The following is a 21,704-nucleotide window of genomic DNA, read 5'->3' as shown; positions in this document are numbered from 1 at the left end:
CAGGTGCTGCTTGCCTACGCCAAACAATAATTTCCTACTTTGTATATGATGTAGGTTCGACGTTGGTGAATCGGTCAGCGTTTAGTCGGGAGACGATGATGAACAAGAAAACCGTAAAAGCGACGTTAACGAGCGCCATGATTGAGGCGCAGACGACTGCTTTCCTGAAGTCTGGCGGGACGGTGGAGTATGTCGAAAAGGGTAAAAGCGGGCGATTCGACGCTAAAGGATCAAAGCAGATTGATCTGAAGGCGAACTGATCACGATCCAGCCACTCAGTTGTGGTCCATTCCAGTTCCCATGGGCATGGCGCACGTTCACGGCACCATACTTGGCAAGCTCCTGAAGCACTCCTTCGATTGATTGATGGCTGACGTTGTCACAGTCGATCAGGAGGGCCATTTTGTCGTTATTGTTCATATTCCCTGAGCTTTGCCTATCCCGGATGGCGTAAGTGCATGAGAGTACTTGTTACCCGCGACGGCGGCTGGAATCCACTCCGCCGCAGGCTACAATAGCGCTCCCGAAAACCGTCGCGGAGTACCTCTATGCCAATCGAAAAGAACCAGGTGGTCCTGTTCCACTACAGTGTCAGTGACGAACAGGGCAACGTCGTTGAAACCTCCCGAGACGGCGAACCGAACGCCTACCTGCACGGTCACGGCGGCATTATCCAGGGCCTGGAAGAAGCCCTGGAAGGTCGCGAGACGGGCGACACCTTCAGCGTCACCGTTCCCCCGGAGAAAGGCTATGGCCCGCGCAACCCCGAGGCCATGCAGCGCGTGCCGATGAAACACCTGCGCGGTGCCAAACGCTGGAAGCCGGGGATGATCGCCCAGGTGCAGACCGAGCAGGGCCCGCGCCACGTGGTGGTTGTTAAGGTCGGCCACAAGTTCGTCGACGTCGATACCAACCATCCGATGGCTGGCCGAACCCTAACCTTCGATATCGAAATCATCGATGTACGCGACGCCGACCCGGAGGAGATCGCGCACGGCCACGCGCATGGGCCGGGAGGGCATCACTGAGCGAGTCACGCCTTCTCCCCATGCCCACCACAGCACTCGCCCCAGCCACGCTGGCGTGAGGTGTGCCCGATCCCGGGGTTGAAGCTGTTGGTCGGGTCCAGATCGCGGTAGAAACCGGCCAGTGCGGGCTTGGCGACGTAGAGATGGCCCACGTTGTGCTCGGCGGGGTATTCGGCGCGGCGCTCGTCCAGCAGTGCCCACATGCGGTGCTCCATGGCGAGCGGGTCGACGCCCTTGCGCACGATGTAGTCCTGATGGAAGACGTGGCAGAAGAAGTGCCCGTAGTACAGCTTGTGCACCATGCCCTGTTCCAGCTCGGCGGGCAGGGTTTCGACCCAGTCGCGGTCGTTGCGGCGTAGGGCGATGTCCAGCGCGACGATGTCTTCCACCTCACGACGGTGCACTTCGCGGTAACGGATGGCTGCGCCGGCGATGGCAAAGCGATGCAGGAAGGCGCGGCGCCCTTCGTCCTCGTCGCACTCGAAGAAATGGTCGCCGTCCCGCCCGGCGAAGAAGCGGGCGAGGTGTTCGCGTGTCTGGGCGGCGGTGTCGTCCGCCACGCGCAGCAGCAGGTGATGCTCGAAACGATCGCGGTAGTCGCGCATGCGTTCGGGCAGGTGGCTGGGCAGGCGGTCCATGACTTTCTGGATCAGCCGGTCGCTGACACCACGCAGGCCCAGGCGCTCGAACAGGCCATCGATCCGGCTCTTGAGCGCGAAGGCGGTGGGTACGCGGGCGGTGCCGAAATGGTCGATGATCAGGTAGGTGTCCTTGCCGTAGCGCTCGCCGATGTCGAACGCGGTGCGGTGAATGTATTCGCCGGCAATGGGCAGGCTCGGCAGGTGGGTCAACAGGTGACGGCGGAGCTCGGTCAAATCCTGCGGATCGTTGGTGCCGATGTAGAACACAGTGCTGGCCTCCTTGACGAAGGTATCCAGCCGCACGGCAAACAGGCACAGTTTGCCGGCTGAGCCCGAGGCCTCGAACAGCCGTGACGGGTCGGCGTTGAAGCGCGCGGGGGTATCGGCGTCCACGTCACGCACGTGCTCGGCGTAGCCGGCGTCCGAGGCGTTGGCGGCCTCATTGCGCACGGCGTCGGGGCAGTAGTCGCCGGTCTGCAGGCGGGTGAGAATTTCTTCCGGGCTATCACCCAGTTCGATCCCCAGGTGATTCACCAGCGTCAGGCGGCCATCGGCCTGCACCTGGGCGTAGAGCGCCAGTTCGGTGTAGGCCGGACCACGCCGCACCAGCGCTCCACCGGAGTTGTTGCAGACGCCGCCCAGCACCGAGGCACCGATGCAGGAGGAGCCGATCACCGAATGCGGTTCGCGGCCCAGCGGCGCCAGCTCGCGTTCCAGGCGATCGAGGGTGGCGCCGGGTAGGCAGACCACCTGCTCGCCCTGGTTGATCAGTTGCACGCCGTCCATGCGTCGGGTGCTGATCAGTACGATATCGCGGTCGTAGTCGTCGCCATCCGGGGTGGAGCCGCCGGTCAGGCCGGTATTGGCGGCCTGCATGATGACGATGCAATCCGCCGCCACCGCCGCCTGCAACACCTGCCACTGCTCCAGCAGGGTGCCGGGCCTGACCACGGCCAGTACCTTGCCCTCGCCGGTACGGATGCCCTTGCGAAAGTGCCGGGTCGGCTGATCGCCGGTCAGCACATGGCGTCGTCCGACCAGCCCGCGCAGCCGGTCCAGCAGCGTACGGCGTTGATTGCGGTCAGCCACACTCATGCTTCGGACACCAGCAGGTCGGCGTTGATCTCGCTGATCGACTTGGCGCCGGTCAGTACCATGGCCACCCGCATTTCTTTCTCGATCAACTCAAGCAGGTTGCTGACACCGGCCTGGCCGCCGGCCGCCAGTGCGTAGACAAAGGCGCGGCCGAGCATGGTGCAGTCGGCACCCAGCGCCAGCATGCGCACCACGTCCAGGCCGGTGCGAATGCCGGAGTCGACCAGGATCTTCAGGTCGCCCTTGACCGCATCGGCAATGGCCGGCAATGCGCGGGCACTGGACGGGACACCGTCGAGCTGGCGGCCGCCGTGGTTGGACACCACGATGCCGTCGGCGCCGAAGCGCACGGCATCGCGGGCGTCCTCCGGGTCCAGAATGCCCTTGATCACCATCGGCCCGTCCCAGAAATCGCGAATCCACTCCAGATCCTTCCACGAGATCGAGGCATCGAAGTTGGCGCCCAGCCAGCCCATGTAGTCCTCCAGTCCGGTCGGGTGGCCGCGATAGGCGGAGATATTGCCCAGATCGTGCGGCTTGCCGCGCAGACCCACGTCAAAGGCCCAATGCGGATGCGTCACCGCCTGCAGGTAACGGCGCATGGCCGCGTTGGGACCGCTCATACCGGAGTGCGCATCCCGGTAGCGGGCACCCGGCACCGGCATGTCGACGGTGAACACCAGGGTGGTGACGCCGGCGGCCTTGGCGCGCTCCAGCGCATTCTTCATAAAGCCGCGGTCTTTCAATACATAGAGCTGGAACCACATGGGGCGGCCGATCGCCGGTGCAACCTCCTCGATCGGGCAGACCGAGACGGTGGAGAGGGTGAAGGGCACGCCCTTGTCCGCCGCCGCGCGCGCCGCCTGTACTTCGCCCCGACGGGCGTACATGCCGGTCAGGCCCACCGGCGACAGGGCCACCGGCATGTCCAGGGTTTCGTCGAACAGCCGGGTTTCCAGGCTCAGGTCCTCCATGTTTTTCAGCACCCGCTGGCGCAGGGCAATGTCGGCCAGATCCGCGACGTTGCGCTCGAGCGTGCGCTCGGCGTAGGCGCCCCCATCGATGTAATGGAACAGGAAGGGCGGCAGGCGGCGCCGGGCGGCGGCGCGATAGTCGGTCGAGGCGGAAATGATCATCAAGGAATTCCCATCGGTTCTTGAACGAATCGCGCCCCGGCGCGCAGGCCGGGGCGCATGCAGTCACGGCATCAGCCGGCCATCAGCGGATCGCTGACGCCCAGCACATAGGCGGCGAAGAGCGCAATCAGCCCCGTTACCAGCACATAGTAAAGGGTCGGCCAGACGGTGCGGCGCAGCGTGGTCCCTTCGCGCCCCAGCAGGCCCACCGTGGCCGAGGCCGCCACTACGTTGTGGATGGACACCATGTTGCCGGCTGCGGCGCCGATGGCCTGCACCGACACGATCAACGCGGTGGACAGCCCCAGGTTGCTCGCGACGCCGAACTGGAACTGGCTGAACATCATGTTGGAGACGGTGTTGGAACCAGCCAGAAAAGCACCCAGTGCGCCGATGGTTGGCGCCAGCAGCGGGTAGATGCCGCCGACGCTGTCGGCAACGTAGCGCGCCATGACAATCGGCATGCTGGGCAAGTCGCCCGCGTTGATGCCGGAGTTGATCAGGATGCGCACCATCGGCACGGTAAACAACAGCACGAAGCCCGCGCTCAGCAGCACGCCCCAGGATTCACTCGCCGCCTTGCCCAGCTCGCTGATTTTCATGCGGTGCAGGAAGAAAGTGGCCAGCACCACCATGACCAGGATACCGCCCGGCAGGTACAGCGGCTGGAGGCCGGCGCTGATACCCGTCTCGCCCAGAATGTCGGTGAAGCTGACGGCCACCGACTTGAACGCGGCGGTGACCTCCGGGAACACCCGGCTGATGACCAGCAGCACCCCCACCAGCAAATAGGGCAACCAGGCGCGCACGCTGCTCATGGGGCGGGCGGTGAGTTCGTCCAGCTTCATCTCGATTGAGCCCATCCAGGCCGCCGGCCAATGCTCGCTCGGGGCAAAGTCCCACTGGCGCTTGGGCACCAGGAAGCCGAAACGCGCGGCGGTGGTGACAATCGCCAGCCCGGCCAGGCCGCCGATCAGGGAGGGGAATTCCGGGCCCAGGAAGATGCCGCCCAGCACATAGGGAATGGTCATGGAGACCCCGGCAAACAGTGCGAAGGGCAGCACCTCGAGCACCGCGCGCCAGCTTTTGTCCCGGCCGAAGAAGCGCACCAGCATGATGACCATGATCAGCGGCATCGCCGTGCCGACCAGCGCATGCACGATAGCGACCTGGCTGGTGATCAGTTGCAGGTAGGCGTCCCAGCTGGAGCCGTTGGCGGCCAGCTGCTCGCCGATGACCGCGTGATCCAGGCCGGTGTTGACCCCTACGATGATCGGCGTACCCACCGCACCAAAGGACACCGGCGTGCTCTGTACCAGCATGCCCATCAGCACGGCCGCCAGGGCCGGGAAGCCGATGGCCACCAGCAGCGGCGCGGCAATGGCCGCCGGGGTGCCGAAGCCGGACGCGCCCTCGATAAAACAGCCGAACAGCCAGGCGATGATGATTGCCTGGATGCGGCGGTCCGGGCTGATGGTGGTAAAGCCGGCGCGGATGGCCGTGATGCCGCCCGAGTGCTTGAGCGTGTTGAGCAGGAAGATGGCGCCGAAGATGATCCACAACACGCCGACGGTCACCAGCAGCCCCTGCAGGGTCGAGGCCAGTACGCGGTTGAAACTCATATCCCAGACGAACAGTGCGATGCCTGCGCTGAGCAGATACACCAGTGGCATGGCACGGCGTGCCGGCCAACGCAAACCGATCAGCAGCACCCCGGCAAGCAGAATCGGGGTGAATGCCATCAGGGCAAGAAAACCGGAAGACATGGAACGCTCCTGTATTTGTTATTGATGTACGAGCATAAATTGGTAATACCAATTTACAAAATTGTGAGCGGGTAGATTAGAAAAGCATCAACGGCATGTCAAACCTGCGTCTTTGGACGTGCGGAACTAGAGGCGAGTATTCGGGTTGATCGTGCGACGGCCTCTGGTTACTCTTTCGTATAAATTGGTAAGACCAAAAGGATCAGGAATGGAATTGGGGCAGATTCGCCAGCACCGACTTTCCGACAACATCGTCGAGCAGCTGGAAACCATGATTCTGGAAGGCACGCTGCAACCGGGGCAGCGACTGCCCGCCGAGCGCGCGCTGGCCGAGCGGTTTGGCGTCTCGCGACCGTCGCTGCGCGAGGCGGTACAAAAACTCGTGGCCAGGGGGCTGCTGATCAGCCGTCAGGGCGGCGGTAATTACGTCAGCGAGTCGCTGGGCTCGAGCTTTAGCGACCCGTTGCTGAGCCTGCTCGAAGGGCGTCCCGAAGCCCAGCGTGACCTGCTGGAGTTTCGCCATACGCTGGAGGCGGACTGTGCCTACTACGCCGCCCGGCGCGCCACGGAGCTTGACCGTCAGCAATTGCAGTCGGCCTATGACGCGTTGCAGGCCTGCTACGCCCGCGAGGGCAAGGCGACCCGTGCCGAAGAAGGCGCCGCCGATGCGCGCTTCCATCTGGCGATTGCCGAGGCCAGCCACAATCTGGTGCTGCTGCACACCATTCGCGGTCTGTTCGACCTGCTCAAGCGCAATGTGGTGACCAATATCGGCGGCATGTATGCGCTGCGCAGCGAGACCCGGCACATGCTGGTCGCGCAGCACCGGGAACTGTTCGACGCCATCATGGAGGGCCGCGCCGAGGATGCCCGGCGCATCGCCGGCGAGCACATCAGTTACGTGCAGGACGTACTGGAAGAGAGCGAGGAAGAAAGCCGCCGACTGGCCCGTGCCCAACGGCGCGAGCAGCCGGGCAGTCGCTGATCAGGCTGGCGGCCTGCACGGTATCCCCGTGCAGGCACCTGTCGCGGTCTGGCCAGTGCCGCTTGCTGACTACCCTGACGCCGCAGCAGGAAGCTGTCCGCAAGCCCTTCTATGGATCACTTCCACTGATCCCTTCTGAAGCCAAAGCCCCGATGGGTTAGAATCCATCGGGCCAAAGGATTTGGCTGGAGAGAAAAAGGTTCAGGTGGTCCCTGATTAACCCATTCCAGTCGTCCTCCACCCACGACCATCACAGAGGATTCTCAGTCTATGTCCCTGCGCGTTATCCAATACGAAGCCGCTGTCGAGCGTTTATCCTGGCGCGATGCCATTGATGCACTGCGTGCGGGGCACCGGGCGGAAAAGGCCGACGTCGACGATATTTTCCTGGGGCCCGCCAAAGGCACGCTGCTGAACCGTGCGGCCTATCTTCCGGGGCAGGGCTATGGCGTGAAGGCGGTGACGGTTTTTGACGAGAACCCGTCCCACGGGCTCGATACCGTCCAGGGTGCCATGATGGTCTTCGAACCCGAGCACGGCGCGTTGAGCGCCATTATCGAAAGTCGCCTGGTCACCGAATACAAAACCGCGGGGGACTCGGTACTCGGCGCCCAACTGTTGGCCCGGCCGGACAGTCGCCATCTGGTCATCGCCGGTGCCGGGACGTTGGCGCGCAGCCTGATCCGGGCCTACACCGCCGGCATGCCGGCGCTGGAACGGATCTCGGTGTGGGCGCGCCGGCCCGAACAGGCGCAGCAGCTCGCCGATGAGATGAGCGATCACTCGATCGAAGTCGTGGCCGCTGCGGATCTTGAGGCCGCCGTCGCCACCGCCGATATCGTGTCTACCGCCACCATGGCCCGCAGCCCCATTCTTAAGGGCGCCTGGGTCCGTCCGGGCACCCATGTGGATCTGATCGGCGCCTACAAGGCCGACATGCGTGAAGCCGACGACGCGCTGATCGCCGACCATTCACTGTTCGTGGACAGCCGGGACACGACCCTCGGGCATATCGGCGAGCTGAAAATCCCCATCGCTAACGGCGTGATCACGGCGGACGATGTCAAAGGCGATCTGTACGACATGATTCAGAACGGCATCGGCCGTGAGTCCGATCAGGAAGTGACCGTGTACAAGAACGGCGGCGGTGCCCACCTGGACACCATGATCGGGATGTACATTGCGAGCGTCATGAAGTAGCGCTGAGGGCAGGCCGCTCGACCCGGACGCCAGAACCGGGGACGAGCGGCTGTTTCCAGCCACGCGCGACGAGGCACAAAGCGAGGTCAGCGACAGGTATGCGAATTGGCGTTATCGCCGATACCCACAGCAAGATGCGTCCCGAAGCCCTGGAGGCTCTGCAAGGCTCGGACGTGATTCTTCACGCCGGCGACGTGGGTCGGGATGACGTTCTGAAAGCGCTGGAGGACATCGCGCCGGTGGTGGCGATTCGCGGCAATATCGACAAGACCGGCCGCGCCGCGGATCTGCCCGATGTGCTGGAACTGGATTTCCTCGGGCACGCGTTCTACATGCTCCACGACGTCAAAACCCTCGACCTGGACCCACGGGACCGGTATCGCGTGGTGATCGCCGGCCACTCCCACAAGCCGCGTAACGAGTGGATCGACGGTGTGCTCTATTTCAATCCCGGCGGCGCCGGGCCCCGGCGATTTACGCTGCCGATTACGGTGGGGCAGTTGGAGGTGACGGCAGATGGCGTCGTTGGGGACATCATCGACCTGGCGGTCTGAGCCGGACTGAGTGCCTTCATGGCTGATCCCGCTTTGGGGCGAGCCGGACTCGCTTCTGCAGTTGCCTTGGCCCAGCCAGTCTCGGTTGCCAAGAAGTGATGCATTCACGTACGGCCAGACCATTGTCGTCGGCTTCACTGTTATGACCGCCCGGGGCCGAGTGACCCCCTGAATGAGGGGATGGCCCTGGTGGTGGGCTTACGGCATCGCGCTCAGTCCACGATATAAAATCCTGTGAAATCTTCCCGCCGCCTTGCCTGATACTTTTTAAAAAGTGAGATAATTCCGCGCCTTAAATCCTTCCAGAATGAAGTTACAAGGAGTGTATATGTCTGAAGCCCGTTTCAAGGAATACAAGATGGTCCACATCGCCGAAGGCGGTTGCGGGACGCTGCTGCTCGGGTCTTCCGGTTTGCCGTTGAAGAAAATCGAGGCCGAGCTGAACCGTCTGGCTGCCGAGGGCTGGCAGGTGGTTTTCCAGGTGCTGGAAATGAAGCGGTTTTGGCTGTTCTGGCAGCGTGAAGCGGTCATCGTGACTCTGGGGCGCTGATTTGATCGGCAAGTTCCTTGCCCTCCGGGCCATCGGTTTTTACCGGCGTACAGGCGGTGGAAGCCGATGGTTCGGGATTGACTGCAATTTCGAGCCGACCTGCTCGGCCTACGCTGAGACGGCGATTGAGCGGTTTGGGCTGTTCCGGGGACTGCCGTTGATCCTGGGGCGCTTGAAGCGATGCAATCGGAGCGACTGCATCTGCAAATGCATTGAGCCGGTACCACGGAGCCTGTCGAATGCTGAAACAGAGTGATGTTGATTCAGAAGAGGAACGGTTGCGAAACCTCGCCGGCAAGCTTCCAGACGAAAGCCGGAAGGCCCTGTTTGGCGAACTCCGGGGGCAGATAAAAGATCCCGATACCTATGCCGTGCTGAACTGGTTTTTCCCCATAGGAATCCATCATCTTTATCTCAGAAGATGGTTCAGTGCGCTGGCGGATATCGGGCTGATCGCTATCGGCATCGTATTGCTGGTGCTGGATTTTCTTTGGGTCGGCGTCATCCTGATTGGTGTGGTTTCCGCCTGGGAGCTGTGGGCCCTGTTCAGGTCGCAGATTATCGTCCAGGACTGGAATAACCAGGTCTATCGGTCCCTTCTTGATAAGTATGGCGCGTAGGGCGAGCAGAGCACGCCGAAGCATACAGCGCGTTGAGAAAGCGTGGCGCGGACTGAACATCAGGCACCGCGAGCTCCGGCAGCCGTTTTCTCCCCATACTCCCCATAAAGTCAGTTATCGAAGCCAACCTCTTCCGTCTGACGAAGAGGCTGGCTGCAGACTCCTCGCCTTATCCTTTCGTTCTCAATACCCGCTTAACCGTCAGCCCCTGCACCAGTATTGAAAACACCACGACCACGTAGGTCATCGGCAGGATCAGGTCCCGTTCCTCGCTCATCGGCAGTGACAGGGCCAGCGCTACTGAAATGCCGCCTTTCAGGCCGCCCCAGGTCAGGGCCTTGATGGGATTGGGTTTGAAGTCCCGGAAAGGCTGCAGCGCGACGACGGGGATTCCCACCGAAACGAACCGCACCAGGAGCACCAGCGGCACCGCGATGATCCCGGCCCAGAGCGAGGGCAGCTCGAACGTGATGATCATCAGCTCAAGGCCGATCAACAGGAACAGGACCGCGTTCAGCACCTCGTCGACCATTTCCCAGAAGGTATCGAGCTGCTCCTCCGTCTTCTTGGACATGGCGAACTCGCGGCCGTGGTTCCCGATCATCAGGCCGGCGACGACAACCGCGAGCGGACCGGAGGTGTGCAGTCGACTGGCCAGGGCGTAACCGCCGGCGACGAGGGCCACGGTGATGAGAACTTCAACCTGATAGTTGTCCAGGTTCTTGAGCAGGTGATAGCCCAACAGCCCCAGCAGGAAGCCCAGTACCAGGCCGCCGACGGCTTCATGCAGGAACAGCACGCCAATGTTCTCGAAGGACGCCTCATGCCGGCCCTGGGCGATCCCCAGAATGGCGATGAACATCACGACGGCGACGCCATCATTGAACAGCGATTCGCCAGCGATTTTGGTGGAGAGACTGGCCGGCGCGTTCAGCGATTTGAGGATTGCCATCACGGCCACGGGATCGGTTGGCGCGACCAGGGCGCCAAACAGGAGGCAATAAATGAAGGGCAATGGACTGCCCAGCCACTGCAGCACATACCACATCGCCCCGCCTACCAGGAACGTCGTGAGGACCACGCCCACGGTGGCCAGTAAGGCGACCAGCCATTTCTGATCGGCGAGTTCGTCCAGGTTCACGTGTAGGGCGCCGGCGAACAACAGGAAACTCAGCAGGCCGTTGAGCAGGGTAGGGCCGAGATCGGCGCCGCCAACCAGCTGCTCGGCCCAGCCGGCCAGGCCGGTCACACCCAACGGTTTCAGCCCGAGCAGTATCAGGGAAAACGCCAGCGAAAAGGCCATGACGGCGATGCTGTTGGGCAAACCAATGAAACGGGCATTGATATAGCTGAACAGTGCCGACAGGCACAGCAGAATAGCGATGATTTCAAAGAGAGACATGCGTTCCTTTACGTCCATGTAGCGGTGGAGAAAGGCCGTTGTGTGAGCGTTCCGGTCGGTCCTGTGTTCGTCCGGTCAGACTCGTGTCGGCCTGGGCGGGCTATTCTCGCACAGTGTTGGGACGGAGTTTCAGAAGAAATAAGCGGCGCCGAGGCGGCATGGAGCCGGTTTGTCGGTTCGATGCCGCGGCCAGGAACTCCTGTCTGGATTGGCCGAACGCTCCAATGCTTCCCAGTTGATTTATATCACCAGTCCGACGATCTCTCGCTTGACCCTACACACTATCTCGCGCAAGCATGTTCGTATAATTAACTAATGTTCGCGATGCGAACAAAATCAGATGATGAGACCCTTTCGACCATGCAAGCTGTGACCAACTTTTCTGTGCGCGTCGTCCAGCGCTATTTGCCCAGCGCGTTCGTGCTGGCGATCCTGCTGACGGCGATCGTTTTCTTCCTCGGTGTTACGCTCACCGACAGTTCCCCAATGGACATGGCCAATTATTGGGGCGGTGGCTTCTCCAAGCTGTTCAAGTTTGGCATGCAGATGACCCTGGTGCTGCTGACTGGCTACGTGCTGGCTCTGACACCGGTCGTGCAGACCCTGCTCTCCGGCATGACACGGCACGCCAGCACGCCCAGGCAGGCGATGGTGCTGACCATCGTGGTGAGCTTCGTCTGCTACTACCTGAACTGGGGCTTCGGCATGGTGACCGGCGCCATCCTGGCCCGAGAGATGGGGGCCCGGATCAAGGGGCTGCATTTCCCGCTGATCGTGGCCGCCGCTTACGGGGGCGAGCTGGTCCGGGGACCGTCGTCGTCGATTCCCCTGGTCATCGCCACGCCGGGCCATTTCATGGAAGACAGCATCGGGATTGTGCCGGTCACAGAGACTTTATACTCGCCCTGGAACATCGCCCTGACCCTGGGCCTGCTGGCGCTGCTGATTGCCTTCTTCATGATGCAGAAACAGCCCGATCGCATCGTGGAGCTGCGTGCCGGCGACGAGCAGCCAGACGATGAGACCCTCGACAAGGCCTCGATGAGCCCGTCCGACCGCCTGGAGAACAGCCGCTGGCCGACGTTCCTGCTGGGTGTGCTGGCGGCCACTTTCCTGGTGGGGCAGGCTATCGACAAGGGCTTCAGCATCAACCTGAACACCATCATCCTGATCTTCCTGGCGTTGGGCCTGCTGCTGCACCGGAGTCCGGCGGCTTACCTGAAAGCGGCGGAAAAGGCGGTCAACGCCGCGCGTGGCATTATCGTGCAGTTCCCTCTGTACGCGGGGATCGCCGGCATGATGACCAGCGCCGGCCTGGTAACGCAGTTCAGTGAGGCGATCATTTCCGTCGCCACGCCGACCAGCTTCCCGATCCTGACCTTCCTGTCTGCGGGCATCGTCAACTTCTTCATTCCATCGGGCGGCGGTCAGTGGGCCATCCAGGGACCGATCATGATGGAAGCGGCGGCCGCCATCGGCGCGGATCCGGCGCAAACCATCATGGCCTTTGCCTGGGGCGATGGCTGGACCAACCAGATCCAGCCCTTCTGGGCTCTGCCGCTGCTGGGCGTGGCGGGGCTCTCGGCTCGCGACATCATGGGCTACCTGCTGATCTGGCTGGTGATCGCCGGCGTTGCGATTGCCGGGACGTTTGTGGCGCTGTCCGTCTACGGCTGACGCCGCCTCGCGGAATGCCGGTCTGGCATCATGCCAGGCCGGCTCCCGCCCACGGCGAACCTATCCCGCCAGCGCCGCCCGTACTTTCTGGCTCAGGTGGCCCATGTCCACCCGGCCTGTGACCTGCGGGCGCAGGGCGTTCATGACTTTGCCCATGTCCTGCATGCCCTGGGCATCGGCGGTGCTGATCGCCTCGCGGATAAGGCCGTCCAGCTCGTCGTCGGTGAGGGCGGCGGGCATGAATTCCTCGATGATGACCATCTCCGCCCGTTCCTTGTCGGCCAGCTCCTGGCGACCGGCGTCGTCGTACTGACTGGCGGCATCGCGACGCTGCTTCAGCATCTTGTCCAGCACCTTCAGCACTTCGTCGTCGCTGAGATCGCGGCGTTCATCGATCTCGATCTGCTTGATCGCGGCCTGGGCCATGCGCAGGGTGACCAACCGGCCCTTGTCCTTGTTGCGCATCGCTTCCTTGACGGCTCCGGCCAGTGTTTCCTTGAGGGATGGGGCAGACATAGCGGATCTCCTGTGCGGGGTGTTGAGGATGGTACCTTAACCCAAAACGGACCCGGTAGGGACGAGTGCCGCCTGCGGTCGATTGCAGACGTACCGCGATTCGAGCGTTGGCTGTTTTCTGTCAGCCGTTACCCCATCAATCCCAACTGCACCACGACGGACACCGTCAGAGCCGAGGCAAAACCGAACACAAGGGCACTCTTCAAGTAGCGGGAGATGACGAGGAAAGTCACCAGCGAGAGGATAAGCGTCGCGGTGCCGACGTGGAACAGCGTGCTCTCATTGTTGAACAGGCTGAAGCCGTCGCCGAACGCGCCATAGATGGATATCAGCTGCAGGAACGCAATAAAAGCCAGGGCCGTGTTCTGTCGTTCGTTCTGTTTCTCGACCTTGTTGTTGTGGATGCGATCCTTGGCCTGCAGGTTCAGCTCTATGCTGTCTTTGACGTAGGCGACGTCGTCGTTGCAGTGCCAGCGCTCCATGAGTGCCGTCAGTTCCCGGTGATACTTTGGGAACAGTCGGTTCTTGTAACCCTTGAACTTTGCCAGCAGGTCGTAAAAGGCGAGCCGGACTTCCTCGGCGTCGTCTACTTCCTTTTCGCCAATGCCTGCTTTTCTTCTCAGCGTCATGTTGAGCTCATCGGCGAAGTAACTCTTCATGTAGCCCAAGCTGAAGAAGAAGGTCTGGGCACGGATCATCATGTGAAGGATGTTGACCAGCACTTCAAACGGGAAACCCACGGCGATGGTGTAATTCCAGCCGGGATGAAAAAAGGACCCCGGATAATCCTGACTCATCGACTGGCCATCAGTGATCTGGCCGACGGTTTCCTCGTTGGCAAAATGGGTTGGATTGATGTCGAAAGCATGCCCCGACATGAGTAGTGGAAGAGTTTTCTCCTCGGAGAACCCGATATCCTCCCCGGAAAAGGAACCTCCGGCCCCCGGCGGCGTTCCGAGAATCTGGATGACGTCGGTCGTCGCCCGTTTGAAGACGTCGTCCATGTACTGGTCGATGCCGAGATTCCTGAACGATGAGCGCTGGCGGAAAATATTCTCAATGATGCCCGTAGGCGGCGGGGCGGTGGTTTCCAGGCAGACTTCGGTGATCACCAGGAAGCAGGCGTGCGAATCGTACAGAAGGTGACTACGCACATCGCGCACGCCAACCGCGTCGATCCTGGGAGTGGTGAGCCTGGCTGGGTCGCCGTTGAAAGAAGCTACATGGCTCAACTTCAGTCCCCGGGCCTTGTCGATGGCTTCAAACGCGGTGACCTGGCAGGCGTCTGCTATATCATCGGTTTCGGAGTAGAAAACGTTGTGCCCTTCCAGCGTGCGATGCGCGCCATACGTGTCGGTCCCGAAGTGGCGGGACATCGATAGCATGGCGTCCACATACTGGGGACCCTGGCCATCGTGACTTCGGTAGTCTATGGATGAGAGCAGGAAAAGCTTGAGGTTGCCTGTCGATGTCATAGGTACGTTGCACCGTGTCCGCTCAGGTAATCGTCGGGAAGTGGTTCGCTTCGGTAGTCCAGCGTTAGCTCTTCTCCCTCCCGGATAAAGCGCAGCGTGACGATCCGGATCCTGTCGTCACCGAGCCGTTCCAGCTTAAGGTTAGGCGTACGAGCGTGATTGATGTAGAAGTACCTGGTTTTATAGGGGCGGACTAAAAGGCGGTTGCCCGGCAGCGCATTCCATTCGCTTGTCAGGTGTTGTGTTTCGTGCAGCGACCAGGGAACCACTTGGCCGTCCAGCTCCGCGATCGCCAGTCCGGCTTCGAGATCTGTGATACAGAACAGGCCGTGACCATGAATGGTGCTGGATGCGATGCGCGTGTATCTGATGTTATCGATAACGTCCGAAAACAAGAAAGGTCCTTAGCGAGCCACAGTCTGAAACCGATGGCTTCATGCGGAGAGGTCACGCGGGCATTTTGTCTGTTTTCTGTCAGAAAATGAAGTTTTCAGATCAACCCCGACCGGATCATGTCAAACATATCGAGGATCCGCGCCACATACTGATCCTTGGGGCGGAAGCTGCTTTGGGTGCTGATGGAGACGTCCCGCTCCAGATGGTCCAGCAGCTTGTTCAGGCGTCGTCGATGCAGTCCCACTGCGGCCTGCACGGGGTCGAAGATAACGCCGGACAGGGCCGCCAGCGCCGCCAAGGCGGCCATGACCGCGACCATCACGCTGGCGGTGGTGGCCAGTGACGGCTCCGGTGGAAACCAGCTGTAGTACCACCCGCCGATCGTCTCGCCGAGGATGAAATCCCGGGCAGCCATAAACTTGGCGGCCATGGAAGCCAGCACTACGCCGAGCCCGATCCCGCCCGGTGTGAACTTCTGGAACGCAAAGGCCCCCAGCACCGTACAGGAAATGCTGTTGGTGATGTCGGCCGACGCTGTGCGGGTGACCCGGTACTGGCTGAGCGCGTCCGCGACCAGCGGCTCGATCAGCGTGCTGAAGCGCTGGTGGTCGACCGGCTCGAGGGCATGACGCGCGTAGACCGATTCGAGGGCTTCGATCAGGTAGTCTTCCAGTAGAGGCCCCGGCTGGCCATCGTTCAGCAGGTCGACCAGGATCAGGTCGGAAATGTGCTGCTGGACCTGGGTGGTGAAGCCGGCCGGCACCCGGTCCGCAAACTGGTGCAGCCACGCCAGCCTTGGTCGATTGCGAATCAGGATTTTCAGCAGGCACGCCAGGGCGTACACCGGCGCCCATAGCAGGTTGATCGGCGCCCGCAGCATGTCCCAGCCGAGTGCTTTGCGGTTGGTCTCGATTGCACCGGGATAGTGAAAGTGGCGATCGATAAAGCCCGGTATCCGCGTCCGGCAGTCGTTGAAATAGCGCGCAATGCCGGCGCGGATGGCCTGCTCGATCTCCGCTTCGGAGACGGGGTGCTCGGGCGATGTGGCATTGGGCATGGTGAAAGGTGTATCAGCGGGTTTGTGAGTGGCCGGCACATTTAACCGTATTAGAGAAAGCCGGGACAATGTTCCTGGGGTAGCCTGCACAATCATACTGGCGGCGCGGCTTGCCGGCGACGCTCTGTTGATTGTTTCCGGGAAGCCCTTGCGGATTGAAACCGCACAGCACAACTCCTACCCTCACAGGCATTGTGATCCGCTGTGCGAGTAAGGGATCACAGTGTAACCGTGCCAGCTTGAGTTCTTCCCGGAGTGCTCGATAGTCGACGAATAGAGGAGGGCGCCATGAAGTCGTTGTCGAGTACCGGTTTCGCGCTGTTCGGCGCTTCGCTGATCGCCATCAGCTACGGTCTGGCGCGCTTCGCCTTTGGTTTGTTCGTACCTCCCATCCGGGCCGATCTGGGCCTGACGCCCTACGTCATCGGTATTATCGGCGCGCTACCGCTGATCAGCTTCCTGCTGGCCTCGTCGGTGGCCTCTTTTCTGGCGGTTCGTTTCGGCGCCCGTAACACGGCGGTGCTGTCCGGCGCGTTTGGCGTGGTCGGGCTGGCGCTGATCAGTCAGGCGTCCGGCGCGCTATCGCTGGGCGCGGGCGTGTTTGCCTGCGGCCTCTGCACCGGTCTGATGATGCCGGCGCTGACGGCGGCCATGCAGGTACTGGTCGACCGCTCTGTCCATGGCCGCGTGAGCGCAGTGATGAATGCGGGAACCAGCGTGGGCATCGCCGTTGCCGTACCCGCCGTGCTGTTTCTGGCGGGTATTTGGCGGTACGGGTACATGGCGTTTGCCGTTCTGGCGGCCATCGGTATGCTGGCCGCCTGGTACGTGATTCCGTCGGTATCCCGGGTGACGCCGGCCAATGCGGCGCCGCCGCCTCCCATCAGCGCGTTGCAGTGGGCGCGCCTGTTCCGGCTGTCGCTGTTTGCGTTTGCGATGGGCTTTGTGTCGTCCGCTTACTGGATTTTCGCGCCTGACCTGGTGGTGACCCTCGGCGAGTTGCCGCCGTCCGCGACCGGCTGGCTCTGGCTGGCGGTGGGGGTTGCCGGGCTGGGCGGCGCCGTCGTGGCGGATCTGGCCGACCGCAACAACCCGCCCATCACCCAGGCCCTGATGCTGATGATGCTGGCAGCGAGCTTGGCGCTGCTGGCGGCCAGCCCGGCGCAACTGGTGTTGGCGACCTTTTCCGCGCTGGTCTTCGGCCTGTCCTACATGAGTCTGACCGGGCTCTACCTGATGACCGGCATCCGCCTGTTACCGGGACGGCTGTCGCTGGGGCCGGTGCTGCCTTTCATGGCCGTCTCGCTCGGCCAGGCGTCGGGCTCGCCGATCCTCGGCATGCTGGTGAACCAGTTTGGCTACAGCGACGCGTTTGCCATGTTTGCCGCCATCGGCATTCTCGTGGCCATCCTGTCACCGCTGTACCCGCGCCACATCGATCACGCGGCCGAGGACGAAGCCGAAGAGGAAACCGGGCTTCAGGCGGCGTACGACTACCAGCTTCAGGACGAAGAGGGTGAGCCGTACACGTATGAGTCGCATGACACGGACGAAGCCGAACCGACGGAAAAGGGCGTTAGCGGTCCCCGGTAAACGGCCGGAGCGCTCTCCGTTCCCGCTATCGCTCGCGAACGTTCGCCTGGACCGCCTCCCGGATCGGCGTGGTGCCCTGGTTCAGTTCCAGAATACGCTGGCCCATGCGTGGCTCATGCAACAGGGTAGCGAGGGTTTCGGCGACATCTTCCCTCGCAATCTGTTCGTGAAACGCGGCCGGTCCGAGGGAAACGGTTCCCGCGCCCGGTTCGTCGACCAGTAGGGATGGGCGCAGGATCAGCCAGTCCAGGTCGCTGCGGCTGAGCGCAATATCGGCGCCTTTCTTCACGGCGAAGTAGTACTCCACGTCCTCGCCCAGTTCCCGCTCACGCCAGGACTCCGGCAGCACGGAGACCAGTGCAAAGCGCCGGACGCCCGCCTTGCGCGCGGCCTCGATGGCTTTGTCGACGCCGTCGCCATCGATGGCCCGGGTGACGTCCGGCCGGCCGCCGTTTGAACCGGCGGTGAAGACGATGGCGTCCGCATCGCCGATGGCCTCGACGAGTGCCTGTGTGTCCATGTGGGCCAGATCACCAACGTGTGAAGGCACGCCCTGGGCCTCAAGTTCGGCGTGCTGCTCCTGGCGGCGGACGAGTCCCCGGACGGTATCGCCCCGAGCCTGCAGTTGCCGGGTCAGCAGGCGTCCTATGCTGCCGCTGATGCCAATAATGAAGACGTTCATTTTCAGTGCTCCTTGGTTGCTCGGCGATTGCCCTTCCATTACGGTCGGGCTGCCTACGGGTTACGCCACAGCCGGAATGCACCCGATGACGCTCGTCTCGAATCCAGACCGGCCAGCCCCGTCTCGCCCACGGTGTTAACGCAGCGGATCGCTCGGTATGGCTCTCGCCTTCCGCCGTCGCGGGCTCGTCGTTAAGATACGCGCCGTATGTCAAAGGGCGTGCGAGCCGTATGTTGAATTGGTCTGTTGAGAGCAGGAGACATCCATGGCCGGGAAAAAACGGGTCCAGATGGTAGAGGAGACTCGCGCCAAGCTGATTCAGTCGGCCCGGGAGGCGTTCGCCGCCAAGGGCTATGCGGCGTCGTCGATGGACGATCTGACCGCCGCGGCGGGCCTGACGCGAGGCGCGCTCTATCACAATTTTGGCGACAAGAAGGGACTGTTGCAGGCGGTCATCGACCAGATCGATGCGGAAATGCTGGAGCGGATGAGCGCGGCTAAGGAAAAGGCCGGCAGCGTCTGGCAGGGATTCATGGAGGAGAGCATCGCCTACATGGAGATGTCTATGGAGCCGGAGATTCAGCGCATCGTGATGCTGGACGGCCCCGCCGTGCTGGGCGACCCCTCGCAATGGCCGAACCAGAGTGCTTGCCTGCGCACCACCATGAACACCATCCAGGCGCTGATGCAAGAAGGTACCGTACGACCGGTGGACCCCGAAGCGGCGGCCCGGATGCTCAACGGGGCGGCCCTCAACGCCTCGCTCTGGATTGCCTCCGCCGACGAACCCGAAGTCGTGCTGGGTAAGGCGGTGGATGCCTTTCGCTGCCTGGCAGAAGGGTTGCTGCAGAGGGACTGAACCGAGGGCGCCTATCCGTATTCCACCTTCGCTTCGATCATGCGTCCCTTGACCCCAACGCAATCAGGCTTAGGGTTAAGAGGGATGGGCCGGTTTTCGGTATCCGGGAACCGGCGCGCGGGACAATCGACACTCACAGGACAGGCGAAAGGAGAACGCAATGGGCAACACGATCCAGGTGACATCGCCACTGGTCATCCTCCACGGCGACGAGATGGCCCAGGTGGCTTTCGAGGCGCTCCTGAAGACGTTTGTCACGTCGAGGCTGGATATCGAACTCAAGGAGATCGACCTGTCGGCGGAGAACCGTCTGGCCACCAACGGCCATGCGGTCACGGAGGCCATCGAGGCCATCAAAGAGTACGGCGTCGGCATCAAGAACGCGGGCATCACGGTCAACCGCACCCAGCTTGATGAACTCCTCAAGAAGTACCCGGACGTGGACGGCAACAACCTGGATCCATTGGCCACCAAATCCCCCAACGGGGCCATCCGCAAGGGCATTGGCGGTAACATAACCCGCGAGGACATCCAGTTCCGCAACCTCCGCGTGCGTCGGCCCGACTGGATCGGCCGCGACATCGACGTGATGACCATGGATGACGGCGGCATCAAGGACAGCTTCAACGAACTGGCTCGCGCCACTGGCATTATCAAACTGATGTTCGTGGGCAGCAGCGGTGACCCGGAGGAGCTGCATCGCCGGGAGATCCACAAGGGCGATCCACTGTTGCTGGCCACCAACGACATGGCGGATGTCGAGGACTGGGCCCGCCGGTTTTTCCAGCGCGCCCTGGACGAGAAGCGGGACATCTACCTGGGGCTGAAAGACACGGTGATTCCGGGCTACGACGGCGCCATGCGCACGGCCATCGAGACGATCTACAAAGATGAGTTCCAGGCACAGGTGGAAGCGGCGGGGCTCGACTTCCACTACGAGCTGATCGATGCCCAGGCGGCGCGGATCGTGTCCAACCCGCCGGAACGCGCGCTCTGGGGCGTGCCGGATAACACCACCGGTCGCAAGCTCTTCAAGCTGGTCAATCAACTCAAGCGCTACGGTATTCCCGACAGGCACGTGCACGTGTCCATCTCCCGCATGAGTGCCGGCGGCGGTGACCAGTACGGCAGCTTCAACGCACCGGCGCGGGAGGACGGCATCGTCAAGGTGGTGGTGGACGGCGAGGAACGCCACGCCCGGCACATCAGGAAGGGTGACCCGATGCTGCTGATGTCCAACGACCGCAAGGCCATCAAGGACTGGGTCAGCCAGGTATTCCGGGACGCGTCGCGCAAGGACAAGGAGGTCTACTTCGGCCTGAAGCGGGAGTACATGGAGTACGACGAAGTCTTCAGCGAGGTGATCACCGAAGTGCGTCGGGAGCTGGCCAAGGAGGACACCCCGCCGCCGTCCTTCATGATCATGCGGCCGTCGCGGCAGCTGATCAAGATGATCACCGACCCGCCCCGCAACGCGCTCTACCCGTCACAGAATCTGGACGGCGATATTTTCTCGGACATCTCCGCCGCCCTGGGTGGCAGCCTGGCCACAGCCAGCTCCATCATCGAGAGCAAGGACGGCGCCATGCTGTTCGAGGCCCCCCACGGCACCGCCCACGACCTGTACGTGAAATATCAGGAAAGCGGCGGCAAGGAGGCGCATTTCAATCCGTCGGCGTTGATCTATGCACTCGGTAACGCCCTGGAAACCCTGGGCGAGCGGGACGGCAACCAGGCGCTGGCGGATTACGCAGGCCGACTCAAGCAGGCGCTCAAGGACACGGTGGCCGACGGCTACATCACCGCCGACCTCAAGGGCAAGATCACTGATCCGGAGGCCGAGAAAGTCGTGGACCTGTACGGGTTCATTGATGCCTTGCAGGAGCGGCTCTGACGGGCGGTCCGGACCAGGCGGGCCCATGTCGAAATCCGCGGCGCTGGTTCGACCAGGTAATGCCTTCCATTGAAAGGCGTTCCAAAACCTGATCAGGAGAACCGCTATGCCCGGCAACACGATCCGCCTGCACCGCATCCTGCGCGGCAGCCCCGAGCGTGTCTATCGCGCCTTTGTCGATCCCGATGCCCTGGTGAAGTGGCTTCCGCCCCACGGTTTCATCGGCCACATCGACGAGATGGACGCGTGCGAGGGCGGGGGCTACCGAATGTCCTTCACCAACTTCACGACCGGCAACAGGCACTCGTTCAGTGTGCGTTTTGACGAACTCAAGCCCGGCGAGCTGATCCGCCACACCGACCGTTTCGACGATCCCGGTCTGCCCGGTGACATGCAGGTGACCATCCGCCTGAGACCGGTGCTGTGCGGGACAGAACTGACCATCGAGCAGGCCGGCGTGCCCGAGATGATTCCGGCGGAAATGTGTTACCAGGGCTGGCAGGAGTCGCTGAGTCTGCTGGCGTTGCTGGTGGAACCTGACATCCCGGATGAGGTCTGATGCGGCATACGGGACACCG

The 21,704-nt window shown here is 62.2% G+C and carries 23 protein-coding genes; 13 read left to right on the top strand and 10 right to left on the bottom strand.

From position 1 onward, the window contains the following. Positions 1–98 precede the first annotated feature (98 nt). The gene (locus GQB00_RS08005; RefSeq protein WP_165855843.1) at positions 99–260 is read left to right on the top strand and encodes a hypothetical protein; all 162 of its coding nucleotides are present in this window, start codon (positions 99–101) and stop codon (positions 258–260) included. Here GQB00_RS08005 and GQB00_RS22020 read toward each other — a convergent pair. Next, on the bottom strand, positions 223–402 hold the full coding sequence (locus GQB00_RS22020; RefSeq protein WP_323127282.1) for an NYN domain-containing protein: 180 nt from the start codon (positions 400–402) through the stop codon (positions 223–225). The two genes, GQB00_RS08005 and GQB00_RS22020, sit on opposite strands and share 38 nt — an antisense overlap. 146 nt (positions 403–548) lie before the next feature. Here GQB00_RS22020 and GQB00_RS08000 point away from each other — a divergent pair, with 146 nt between their 5' ends. Next, a complete protein-coding gene (locus GQB00_RS08000; RefSeq protein ID WP_165855842.1) occupies positions 549–1,028 on the top strand; it encodes an FKBP-type peptidyl-prolyl cis-trans isomerase in 480 nt (159 codons plus the stop codon). 5 nt (positions 1,029–1,033) lie between these two features. Here GQB00_RS08000 and dld read toward each other — a convergent pair whose 3' ends face one another. From dld to GQB00_RS07985, 3 genes are all read right to left on the bottom strand, one after another. Continuing rightward, positions 1,034–2,764: a D-lactate dehydrogenase gene (dld, locus tag GQB00_RS07995; RefSeq protein WP_165855841.1), complete on the bottom strand. Its 1,731-nt coding sequence runs from the start codon at positions 2,762–2,764 to the stop codon at positions 1,034–1,036. Beyond that, positions 2,761–3,900 (bottom strand): FMN-dependent L-lactate dehydrogenase LldD, encoded by a 1,140-nt coding sequence (gene lldD / locus GQB00_RS07990; RefSeq protein ID WP_111494847.1) that lies wholly within the window; start codon positions 3,898–3,900, stop codon positions 2,761–2,763. The genes dld and lldD overlap by 4 nt, the downstream gene beginning before the upstream one ends. A gap of 71 nt (positions 3,901–3,971) precedes the next feature. Next, positions 3,972–5,666 (bottom strand): L-lactate permease, encoded by a 1,695-nt coding sequence (locus GQB00_RS07985; RefSeq protein ID WP_165855840.1) that lies wholly within the window; start codon positions 5,664–5,666, stop codon positions 3,972–3,974. 208 nt (positions 5,667–5,874) lie between these two features. Here GQB00_RS07985 and GQB00_RS07980 point away from each other — a divergent pair, with 208 nt between their 5' ends. From GQB00_RS07980 to GQB00_RS07955, 6 genes are all read left to right on the top strand, one after another. After that, a complete protein-coding gene (locus tag GQB00_RS07980) occupies positions 5,875–6,651 on the top strand; it encodes a GntR family transcriptional regulator (RefSeq protein WP_111494851.1) in 777 nt (258 codons plus the stop codon). Positions 6,652–6,921: 270 nt separating this feature from the next. Then, positions 6,922–7,851: an ornithine cyclodeaminase family protein gene (locus GQB00_RS07975; RefSeq protein WP_165855839.1), complete on the top strand. Its 930-nt coding sequence runs from the start codon at positions 6,922–6,924 to the stop codon at positions 7,849–7,851. Positions 7,852–7,949: 98 nt separating this feature from the next. Continuing rightward, positions 7,950–8,405 carry a metallophosphoesterase family protein gene (locus GQB00_RS07970; protein ID WP_165855838.1) on the top strand — a complete coding sequence of 152 codons (456 nt, stop codon included), beginning with the start codon at positions 7,950–7,952 and terminating at the stop codon, positions 8,403–8,405. Between the two features lie 328 nt (positions 8,406–8,733). Then, positions 8,734–8,955 carry a DUF4177 domain-containing protein gene (locus GQB00_RS07965; protein ID WP_111494857.1) on the top strand — a complete coding sequence of 74 codons (222 nt, stop codon included), beginning with the start codon at positions 8,734–8,736 and terminating at the stop codon, positions 8,953–8,955. Position 8,956: 1 nt separating this feature from the next. Beyond that, the gene (gene yidD, locus GQB00_RS07960) at positions 8,957–9,211 is read left to right on the top strand and encodes a membrane protein insertion efficiency factor YidD (RefSeq protein WP_207950638.1); all 255 of its coding nucleotides are present in this window, start codon (positions 8,957–8,959) and stop codon (positions 9,209–9,211) included. After that, positions 9,195–9,575, top strand: a complete 381-nt coding sequence (locus GQB00_RS07955; protein WP_165855837.1) for a TM2 domain-containing protein — start codon at positions 9,195–9,197, stop codon at positions 9,573–9,575. The genes yidD and GQB00_RS07955 overlap by 17 nt, the downstream gene beginning before the upstream one ends. 169 nt (positions 9,576–9,744) lie before the next feature. Here the strand turns inward: GQB00_RS07955 and GQB00_RS07950 are convergent, their stop codons facing one another. Next, positions 9,745–10,977, bottom strand: a complete 1,233-nt coding sequence (locus tag GQB00_RS07950) for a cation:proton antiporter (RefSeq protein ID WP_165855836.1) — start codon at positions 10,975–10,977, stop codon at positions 9,745–9,747. A gap of 360 nt (positions 10,978–11,337) precedes the next feature. On the opposite strand from GQB00_RS07950, the gene GQB00_RS07945 reads away from it, so the two are divergent. Next, positions 11,338–12,654 (top strand): short-chain fatty acid transporter, encoded by a 1,317-nt coding sequence (locus GQB00_RS07945; RefSeq protein ID WP_111494861.1) that lies wholly within the window; start codon positions 11,338–11,340, stop codon positions 12,652–12,654. A 60-nt stretch (positions 12,655–12,714) separates the two neighbouring features. Here the strand turns inward: GQB00_RS07945 and GQB00_RS07940 are convergent, their stop codons facing one another. The 4 genes from GQB00_RS07940 to GQB00_RS07925 all read right to left on the bottom strand — a co-directional run bounded on the left by GQB00_RS07940 (position 12,715) and on the right by GQB00_RS07925 (position 16,098). After that, on the bottom strand, positions 12,715–13,170 hold the full coding sequence (locus GQB00_RS07940; RefSeq protein WP_165855835.1) for a GatB/YqeY domain-containing protein: 456 nt from the start codon (positions 13,168–13,170) through the stop codon (positions 12,715–12,717). 128 nt (positions 13,171–13,298) lie between these two features. Beyond that, positions 13,299–14,645 carry a hypothetical protein gene (locus GQB00_RS07935; RefSeq protein ID WP_165855834.1) on the bottom strand — a complete coding sequence of 449 codons (1,347 nt, stop codon included), beginning with the start codon at positions 14,643–14,645 and terminating at the stop codon, positions 13,299–13,301. Continuing rightward, positions 14,642–15,040 carry an SET domain-containing protein-lysine N-methyltransferase gene (locus GQB00_RS07930; RefSeq protein ID WP_165855833.1) on the bottom strand — a complete coding sequence of 133 codons (399 nt, stop codon included), beginning with the start codon at positions 15,038–15,040 and terminating at the stop codon, positions 14,642–14,644. Before GQB00_RS07930 ends, GQB00_RS07935 begins: the two co-directional genes overlap by 4 nt. Positions 15,041–15,135: 95 nt before the next feature. Continuing rightward, positions 15,136–16,098, bottom strand: coding sequence for a DUF6635 family protein (locus tag GQB00_RS07925; RefSeq protein WP_165855832.1), 963 nt, complete (start codon positions 16,096–16,098; stop codon positions 15,136–15,138). A gap of 288 nt (positions 16,099–16,386) precedes the next feature. Between GQB00_RS07925 and GQB00_RS07920 the strand changes: the two genes are divergently transcribed. Further along, positions 16,387–17,691 (top strand): MFS transporter, encoded by a 1,305-nt coding sequence (locus GQB00_RS07920; RefSeq protein ID WP_165855831.1) that lies wholly within the window; start codon positions 16,387–16,389, stop codon positions 17,689–17,691. A 25-nt stretch (positions 17,692–17,716) separates the two neighbouring features. Here the strand turns inward: GQB00_RS07920 and GQB00_RS07915 are convergent, their stop codons facing one another. Next, on the bottom strand, positions 17,717–18,373 hold the full coding sequence (locus GQB00_RS07915; protein WP_165855830.1) for an NAD(P)H-binding protein: 657 nt from the start codon (positions 18,371–18,373) through the stop codon (positions 17,717–17,719). A 265-nt stretch (positions 18,374–18,638) separates the two neighbouring features. Between GQB00_RS07915 and GQB00_RS07910 the strand changes: the two genes are divergently transcribed. The 3 genes from GQB00_RS07910 to GQB00_RS07900 all read left to right on the top strand — a co-directional run bounded on the left by GQB00_RS07910 (position 18,639) and on the right by GQB00_RS07900 (position 21,685). Then, positions 18,639–19,232 carry a TetR/AcrR family transcriptional regulator gene (locus GQB00_RS07910; RefSeq protein WP_165855829.1) on the top strand — a complete coding sequence of 198 codons (594 nt, stop codon included), beginning with the start codon at positions 18,639–18,641 and terminating at the stop codon, positions 19,230–19,232. Positions 19,233–19,392: 160 nt separating this feature from the next. Beyond that, complete coding sequence (locus GQB00_RS07905; protein WP_165855828.1) at positions 19,393–21,126, top strand: isocitrate/isopropylmalate family dehydrogenase; 1,734 nt, start codon at positions 19,393–19,395, stop codon at positions 21,124–21,126. Between the two features lie 106 nt (positions 21,127–21,232). Then, on the top strand, positions 21,233–21,685 hold the full coding sequence (locus GQB00_RS07900; RefSeq protein ID WP_165855827.1) for an SRPBCC family protein: 453 nt from the start codon (positions 21,233–21,235) through the stop codon (positions 21,683–21,685). The last annotated feature ends 19 nt before the right edge of the window (positions 21,686–21,704 follow it).

It is taken from the genome of Marinobacter sp. JSM 1782161 (assembly GCF_011421605.1).
Classification (GTDB): Bacteria; Pseudomonadota; Gammaproteobacteria; order Pseudomonadales; family Oleiphilaceae; genus Marinobacter_A; species Marinobacter_A bohaiensis.
Note: the sequence above shows the minus strand (reverse complement) of the source record. Positions and strands in the feature narration are given on the sequence as shown.

Excerpts from the sequence above, each read along its gene's own strand:
- GQB00_RS08005 (WP_165855843.1), top strand. The coding sequence starts at position 99 with ATGAACAAGAAAACCGTAAAAGCGACGTTAACGAGCGCCATGATTGAG.
- GQB00_RS22020 (WP_323127282.1), bottom strand. The coding sequence starts at position 402 with ATGGCCCTCCTGATCGACTGTGACAACGTCAGCCATCAATCAATCGAA.
- GQB00_RS08000 (WP_165855842.1), top strand. The coding sequence starts at position 549 with ATGCCAATCGAAAAGAACCAGGTGGTCCTGTTCCACTACAGTGTCAGT.
- dld (WP_165855841.1), bottom strand. The coding sequence starts at position 2,764 with ATGAGTGTGGCTGACCGCAATCAACGCCGTACGCTGCTGGACCGGCTG.
- lldD (WP_111494847.1), bottom strand. The coding sequence starts at position 3,900 with ATGATCATTTCCGCCTCGACCGACTATCGCGCCGCCGCCCGGCGCCGC.
- GQB00_RS07985 (WP_165855840.1), bottom strand. The coding sequence starts at position 5,666 with ATGTCTTCCGGTTTTCTTGCCCTGATGGCATTCACCCCGATTCTGCTT.
- GQB00_RS07980 (WP_111494851.1), top strand. The coding sequence starts at position 5,875 with ATGGAATTGGGGCAGATTCGCCAGCACCGACTTTCCGACAACATCGTC.
- GQB00_RS07975 (WP_165855839.1), top strand. The coding sequence starts at position 6,922 with ATGTCCCTGCGCGTTATCCAATACGAAGCCGCTGTCGAGCGTTTATCC.
- GQB00_RS07970 (WP_165855838.1), top strand. The coding sequence starts at position 7,950 with ATGCGAATTGGCGTTATCGCCGATACCCACAGCAAGATGCGTCCCGAA.
- GQB00_RS07965 (WP_111494857.1), top strand. The coding sequence starts at position 8,734 with ATGTCTGAAGCCCGTTTCAAGGAATACAAGATGGTCCACATCGCCGAA.
- GQB00_RS07955 (WP_165855837.1), top strand. The coding sequence starts at position 9,195 with ATGCTGAAACAGAGTGATGTTGATTCAGAAGAGGAACGGTTGCGAAAC.
- GQB00_RS07950 (WP_165855836.1), bottom strand. The coding sequence starts at position 10,977 with ATGTCTCTCTTTGAAATCATCGCTATTCTGCTGTGCCTGTCGGCACTG.
- GQB00_RS07945 (WP_111494861.1), top strand. The coding sequence starts at position 11,338 with ATGCAAGCTGTGACCAACTTTTCTGTGCGCGTCGTCCAGCGCTATTTG.
- GQB00_RS07940 (WP_165855835.1), bottom strand. The coding sequence starts at position 13,170 with ATGTCTGCCCCATCCCTCAAGGAAACACTGGCCGGAGCCGTCAAGGAA.
- GQB00_RS07935 (WP_165855834.1), bottom strand. The coding sequence starts at position 14,645 with ATGACATCGACAGGCAACCTCAAGCTTTTCCTGCTCTCATCCATAGAC.
- GQB00_RS07925 (WP_165855832.1), bottom strand. The coding sequence starts at position 16,098 with ATGCCCAATGCCACATCGCCCGAGCACCCCGTCTCCGAAGCGGAGATC.
- GQB00_RS07920 (WP_165855831.1), top strand. The coding sequence starts at position 16,387 with ATGAAGTCGTTGTCGAGTACCGGTTTCGCGCTGTTCGGCGCTTCGCTG.
- GQB00_RS07915 (WP_165855830.1), bottom strand. The coding sequence starts at position 18,373 with ATGAACGTCTTCATTATTGGCATCAGCGGCAGCATAGGACGCCTGCTG.
- GQB00_RS07910 (WP_165855829.1), top strand. The coding sequence starts at position 18,639 with ATGGCCGGGAAAAAACGGGTCCAGATGGTAGAGGAGACTCGCGCCAAG.
- GQB00_RS07905 (WP_165855828.1), top strand. The coding sequence starts at position 19,393 with ATGGGCAACACGATCCAGGTGACATCGCCACTGGTCATCCTCCACGGC.
- GQB00_RS07900 (WP_165855827.1), top strand. The coding sequence starts at position 21,233 with ATGCCCGGCAACACGATCCGCCTGCACCGCATCCTGCGCGGCAGCCCC.